Origin of the sequence: uncultured Agitococcus sp. (genome assembly GCF_937920075.1) — a bacterium.
In the GTDB taxonomy this organism is placed as follows: domain Bacteria; phylum Pseudomonadota; class Gammaproteobacteria; order Pseudomonadales; family Moraxellaceae; genus Agitococcus.
Window position 1 is genome coordinate 1 of record NZ_CALETI010000218.1, and the last position, 4,584, is coordinate 4,584.

Consider the following 4,584-nt stretch of genomic DNA (forward strand, 5'->3'; position numbering starts at 1 on the left):
AGCCTCGCTATTATGCGAATTTTGAGGGCAGGAGGAAACCATGACAGTATTCAACTGGACACAACCCCGACCGATTTTGGTGATATTTTTTATATTTTTGGCAAACTCTCACTTGTTTATATTGTTGTGGGGTTGCGCCAGTTAATTTTAAGTTATGCGTTTACTTCTAGAAAATTATTCGTCATGTGATGCCCAACGGTATTCATCTATCAGTGTCTTGACATTCCCTTAACTTGGAGTGTACATTCCTCTGACGGAATATATTTGGGTTTGTGTTGCATGTCATGGGAAGTAGAATATACAGATGAGTTTGAAGTATGGTGGGACGGTTTTACGATTGAAGAGCAAGAATCCGTTGCAGCGTCTGTCAGCCTTCTTGAAAACTTTGGTACAAATCTGAGGTTTCCACATAGTAGTGGTATCAATGACTCACGACATGGGCATATGCGTGAATTGAGGACGCAGCATCAAGGTCGTCCTTTTAGGACGTTGTATGCGTTTGACCCTAGACGTGCTGCAATATTACTTATTGCAGGTGATAAAACAGGCGATGACCGTTGGTACGATACTTATATTCCTATCGCAGACCGCTTGTATGATGAACACCTTGAACAACTCAAAGATGAGGGGTTACTGTAATGGCTAAAAAATTCACTGAACTTCGCACTCGTATGCCTGTTGAATCACAACAACGCGCCGATGAACTTGCTAAAGCCATGATGCAAGAAATGCCTTTGCAAGAATTGCGTCAAGCACGGGGGTTATCTCAAAAAGTAATGGCAGAGTTATTGCACGTACAGCAACCTGCGATTGCCAAACTTGAAAAACGAACAGATATGTATTTATCTACATTGCGTAGTCATATTGAGGCAATGGGCGGACAGCTTGATGTCATTGCGCGTTTTGCTGACGGCTCGGTACGGATTACCCACTTTGCTGATATTGATAGTTAAAGGCAAAGTTTAATTGTTATAAATCGCATAACTTTCGGTTTAAGTCCGATAACAACCTAGCCGATTATTGTGTTATTTTTTAAAATCTTGGCCAAACAGCTCAATTTTCCAAATTGTTGTGGGTTGTTACGGCTTAACCGTATAGTTAGATTTAAAGAATAATTAATGGGAGTATGTGTTATGTCTAGTCGAGTTATGGAACTAATTGCGATGCCTGATGAGGATTTGGACTTTATCGTTGAGGATGATGTTCTGTTTTTTAATGAATTATTAGAAAGTGAAGATGAAAGGTGTGATATTCATTCCTTGGAAGATACATGGGCAGTTATTTGGTTCATTCTCACCGATTCATCATTTGATGCAAATGAATCATACGCCCCATCTATCAAAGTATATGATGAAGAGGGCGATTTTGAAATATCTACCAGCTTTTTATCAGAGGCCGAGTTCATTGAAGACCAAGACGATGATGGTGCATGGTCTGAGTGTTATTATTTATCGGCAGGTGAAGTTTTACAAATTTCTCGCGCTTTAAATGTATTTAGTGTAGAAGATTTTACTAAAAGACTTCGTTCGACAATATTTAAACAAGCTGTATCTAATAAAGAGATATATAGAGGCGTTTTCTGGTCTAAAGAAGAAAATTACCCTTTGCTAATAGATTCTTACTATAAGCCATTTGTAGAGTTTTTTTCTAATGCTGCAAGTCAGGGAAAAGCCATTATTTATGGCATTGGCTAAATCTAACTTTGCGTTCAACACGGACGCAACCCCAGCCACTTGCTACGTTATTTTTTACATTTTTGGCAACCTTGCACAGTATTAAACCTTTGTGGGGTTTCGCCAGTTAACGCGGTAGTTAGATGCTTCATGGTTCAATAAAGTAAGTTATTGAATTGTTGTCACCAAAAACAATCCCTCGCTCAGTAAAAAAACGTTCTGCTTTTTTAGCTGTTGCCAGTGAAATCACTTTTTCATCGCCGCGCTCAAAACGGCTAATAGCCATTGCTGAAACTCCTAATTCATCCGCCAGCTCGCGTGTTGTTAAGCCCAGTATTGCGCGGCTTATCTTTGCTTTTTGGTGTGTAATCATTTTTAAGCTCAACTTTCACCACGCTTCTAACTCCCATTCCAAGCGACACCTACCCAAACATTTACGTAATCATTAGCGGAGTTGGGTGCGCCTGAATTTTTTAGTTAGGGTTTTTATGGTGAAAGCTCAAATTAAAAATTATTTGCGGAAGATATTTTTATATTGCTTTAGGCCATTTGTACCGTTATTTAATTGGTGGACGAAATTCAGTTTACCAAATGGAACTACTTTTTTTGTTTTACCTGATAGCACTGCAATCTTTATGATTGTTTTTACTCCATTTTTTCTTTGTTCTTTATATCCAAGCCCTATTTTTTTTCTAGCTCTATTTTTCGCGCCTCTTTTCTTGTCATTGGTGAGGATTAGGAAAGGGCAAGTGTTTATTATAAAAATGTTTATATGTATTCCTTACTGGTTTACTCAAATTCCTAAAGATAGTGAGTTCGAGATATACGAATCATTTGGCGAGATTGTTGCAGAAGGTGTGGCATTCACATTGACATCTAAACAAGATTATTTGCATTTAGGTACAATAAAAACAGCTTATGCACTGGACAAAGCAATTGGCGAAACCTTAAAAGGTCAAGGGTGGTATTGTAATAATATTGGCAGGCTGACAAATGCAAATAAATCATAGTAATGTTATTCACCCTAACTTTCGCATCAACAGCGACAAGTACCCAGCCGATTATGGTGTATTTTTTGAAGATTCTGAGGTAATCTCAGTTGTTAATATTTTTGTGGGTACTTGCGCGTTATGCGCCTAGTTAGATTCGTTTTGGTGTAGTGTTGGTTTTGTGGCTTGAGGTCAGAGCATTGCAAATTCAGAAATCTGAGTCTTTTAAATAGTCATAACGTCAGGTTGTTGTTTTTGAGCTGAAATCGTTATTTAAGCGAACTGTTTGAACTCTTGTGCTGTTGTTTTTGGCCTAAGTATGAATTTTGAGACGGGCAACAGTTTGAGCTTTTAAGGTAAACTTTTTCAACTGGCTTCTGCTAAAAGACGAATTTAATTTCTCTTTTTTAAAACGTCAGATTGTTTTGTTGGTGTTGGGCTGCAATTCATCGTTGATTAATGCTGGGAAGTGCTTTGCAAGTTCTAACTAATATCTATGGTTTCCACCTGCATTGCAATGCCTTTGCGAAAAGAATTTGTTTTATAAACGTATTTGAAAGAATGAGATTTGCAAAGATCTATACGGCTTGTCTTGTTTAAACAAGTAGCCCCAATGTCATACGCGTACACAGTCCTCAGGATTCAAACGGCTTTTTCAGCCACAAAAGTTATCAGGTTGTCTGAGTACACGATCTCATCGTTCATTGACGTTTTCAGTTTATCTCTTGCAAAGGTTGTTGTTGCGCTTGGAGCTTCCGCTTAGTTACCTAAACTGTGTTTAGGCAACTAAGGGGGAGCAAATTCTTTGAGGTTGATATTCGATATTTTTAGCCATAATCGCCCACATGATTCTGGCTTGTTTGGCGGCGACCGCGATGACGGTTTTATTCATGCCGACCCGAGCAATGAGTCGTTGAATCCAGAGGGAGAAGTTATCGTTTTTATCTTTAGAGTGAAAGACAATACTTCGTGCGCCCTGAGTGAGCATGGTTCGGAGATAAGCATCACCTGTTTTGGTAATACTACCGAGTTTGTTTTTGCCGCCACTAGAATATTGACGGGGGACGAGGCCGAGCCAAGCGGCGAATTGCCGACCATTGTTAAAGAGTTTGGCATCACACACACCTGAGGCGAAAGCAGTTGCCGTAATCACGCCAATACCGCGCATCTGCTGAAGGCTAATGGCTTGTTGGTTTTGCTTAGCCCATTGAGCCAACTGTTTATCAATCGAATCAAGACGTTCTTCTAAACGCTTCAAATCAAGCAGATGGTCTTGCATCAAGGCACGAAGCATGACGGGAATCATGTCTGACTCTTGATTCAGTTTTTCGGTCAATAGGCGACAGACTTTATCCGCGCCGACAGGCATCACGATACCGAACTCTGCCAAGATACCGCGACAATGATTGATAAGGGCAGTGCGTTGAACGATAAGAAACTGTCGGCTGGTATGTAAGGAACAGACGGCTTGTTGTTCAACAGATTTGACAGGGACAAAGCGCATATTGGGTCTACCGACGGCTTCACAAATGGCTTCGGCATCGTTGGCATCATTTTTACCGTTTTTACGGTAAGGGACAACGAACTTAGGATTCATGAGTTTGACGGTATGGCCAAATTGAGCGATTTCTCTCGCCCAATGCTGAGAGGTGGCACAGGATTCGATGCCGACGAGACAGGGTTCAGTTTGAGCGAAGAATGCTAAGAGTTTAGAGCGGTCTAGGGTTTGTCGTTTGACGGTTTTACCGTGTTCGTTGACCGCGTGTAATACGAAGATATTCTTTGCAATATCAAGACCGATTCGTGTAATCTTACTCATGGTTTTCTCCTGACCCTGTATGAGGGCGTTATTTGTTTTCTGCCTCTCAGCCTCGCTATTATGCGAATTTTGAGGGCAGGAGGAAACCATGACAGTATTCAAC

At 40.4% G+C, this 4,584-nt stretch carries 7 protein-coding genes; 5 read left to right on the top strand and 2 right to left on the bottom strand.

What is annotated here, in order from left to right; genetic code table 11:
* The 4 genes from Q0212_RS07935 to Q0212_RS07950 all read left to right on the top strand — a co-directional run.
* The coding region (locus tag Q0212_RS07935; RefSeq protein WP_297924282.1) for a hypothetical protein at nt 1-189 on the top strand (189 nt) is incomplete at its 5' end.
* A gap of 90 nt (nt 190-279) precedes the next feature.
* Entirely contained in the window at nt 280-639 is a 360-nt protein-coding gene (locus Q0212_RS07940) for a type II toxin-antitoxin system RelE/ParE family toxin (protein ID WP_297924284.1), read from the top strand.
* A complete protein-coding gene (locus Q0212_RS07945; RefSeq protein WP_297924286.1) occupies nt 639-953 on the top strand; it encodes an XRE family transcriptional regulator in 315 nt (104 codons plus the stop codon). The genes Q0212_RS07940 and Q0212_RS07945 overlap by 1 nt, the downstream gene beginning before the upstream one ends.
* A 180-nt stretch (nt 954-1,133) precedes the next feature.
* Complete coding sequence (locus Q0212_RS07950) at nt 1,134-1,694, top strand: DUF1877 family protein (protein ID WP_297924288.1); 561 nt, start codon at nt 1,134-1,136, stop codon at nt 1,692-1,694.
* A gap of 127 nt (nt 1,695-1,821) precedes the next feature.
* On the opposite strand, the gene Q0212_RS07955 is transcribed toward Q0212_RS07950, so the two are convergent.
* A complete protein-coding gene (locus tag Q0212_RS07955; RefSeq protein WP_297924290.1) occupies nt 1,822-2,046 on the bottom strand; it encodes a helix-turn-helix transcriptional regulator in 225 nt (74 codons plus the stop codon).
* 115 nt (nt 2,047-2,161) lie between these two features.
* Here Q0212_RS07955 and Q0212_RS07960 point away from each other — a divergent pair, with 115 nt between their 5' ends.
* A complete protein-coding gene (locus Q0212_RS07960; protein ID WP_297924292.1) occupies nt 2,162-2,683 on the top strand; it encodes a hypothetical protein in 522 nt (173 codons plus the stop codon).
* Between the two features lie 757 nt (nt 2,684-3,440).
* On the opposite strand, the gene Q0212_RS07965 is transcribed toward Q0212_RS07960, so the two are convergent.
* Nucleotides 3,441-4,571, bottom strand: a complete 1,131-nt coding sequence (locus Q0212_RS07965) for an IS110 family transposase (RefSeq protein WP_367175748.1) — start codon at nt 4,569-4,571, stop codon at nt 3,441-3,443.
* Between the last annotated feature and the right edge of the window lie 13 nt (nt 4,572-4,584).

Excerpts from the sequence above, each read along its gene's own strand:
- Q0212_RS07940 (WP_297924284.1), top strand. The coding sequence starts at position 280 with ATGTCATGGGAAGTAGAATATACAGATGAGTTTGAAGTATGGTGGGAC.
- Q0212_RS07945 (WP_297924286.1), top strand. The coding sequence starts at position 639 with ATGGCTAAAAAATTCACTGAACTTCGCACTCGTATGCCTGTTGAATCA.
- Q0212_RS07950 (WP_297924288.1), top strand. The coding sequence starts at position 1,134 with ATGTCTAGTCGAGTTATGGAACTAATTGCGATGCCTGATGAGGATTTG.
- Q0212_RS07955 (WP_297924290.1), bottom strand. The coding sequence starts at position 2,046 with ATGATTACACACCAAAAAGCAAAGATAAGCCGCGCAATACTGGGCTTA.
- Q0212_RS07960 (WP_297924292.1), top strand. The coding sequence starts at position 2,162 with ATGGTGAAAGCTCAAATTAAAAATTATTTGCGGAAGATATTTTTATAT.
- Q0212_RS07965 (WP_367175748.1), bottom strand. The coding sequence starts at position 4,571 with ATGGTTTCCTCCTGCCCTCAAAATTCGCATAATAGCGAGGCTGAGAGG.